A 763-nucleotide genomic window follows, 5' to 3' on the forward strand; every position below is an offset into this window, starting at 1 on the left:
CGAGTTCACCCGCGTTCCGGTCGTAAACGAGCGGCGTCTTGGTGATCGGGCACACAAGGATTTCGAGGAGAACGGGATCGAGTTCTTCTTTTGTTGCGACGTCCATCGTTAACCTTTCAGCTCGGTTCAGTCGGGCGGGGCCCGAAGCTGGCATTAGAATAGCTCTTGGGCACAACTTACGCAATTTTGCGAGTGATTTTCCAGATGTTCGTGCTTAACGCACGCAGAGGTCGCTTAAAAGCGTTGAAAAGTAGCAGAGCGATTTTTCTGCGATGGCATGAGGCATGTCAGTGCAGGCTGGTGCCGGTGCCCGATCCGGGTGCGGCGATTTCCATCTCGGCCAGCGCTATCAGCACCTCGGCGCGGGCCTTGAGATCGGCGGCTTCAAGCAGCGCCTGCTTCTCTTCCGGGCCGTACGGGCTGATCATCGACAGCGTGTTGATGAGAAGCTCCGTCGGGGACCGCTGAATGCTGTCCCAGTCGGCCGTGAGCTTTCTTGCGTCGAGATAGGCACGAAGCACCGCGACGAATTTCAGCCAGTCGACCGCGTCTTGCCCGTGTCCGCGAATGAGGTCGTTCTCATACGGCCGATAGCTTGCGTCGCAGATGCGGTAGGGCTTCGCGGTTTGTGTCTCGCCCACGATATCGAACCGGCAGACCCCCGTCAGCGTGATGAGCAGGCGTCCGTCGTCGGTTTCCGAGAAGGCGGACAGGCGGCCGACGCACCCCGTCGCGCGCAGCGGAAACCCCTTCGCCGCCGGTG

2 protein-coding genes are annotated in these 763 nt (G+C 60.3%); both read right to left on the minus strand.

Annotated features, from left to right (window positions below; genetic code table 11):
- Positions 1-154, minus strand: a 154-nt coding sequence (locus tag T281_RS19825; protein ID WP_338053315.1) for a Trm112 family protein, incomplete at its 3' end; no start/stop codon positions are given.
- 133 nt (positions 155-287) lie between these two features.
- Positions 288-763, minus strand: a 476-nt coding sequence (locus tag T281_RS17155; RefSeq protein ID WP_037242584.1) for an LON peptidase substrate-binding domain-containing protein, incomplete at its 5' end; no start/stop codon positions are given.

Source organism: Rhodomicrobium udaipurense JA643 (genome assembly GCF_000636015.1).
Classification (GTDB): domain Bacteria; phylum Pseudomonadota; class Alphaproteobacteria; order Rhizobiales; family Rhodomicrobiaceae; genus Rhodomicrobium; species Rhodomicrobium udaipurense.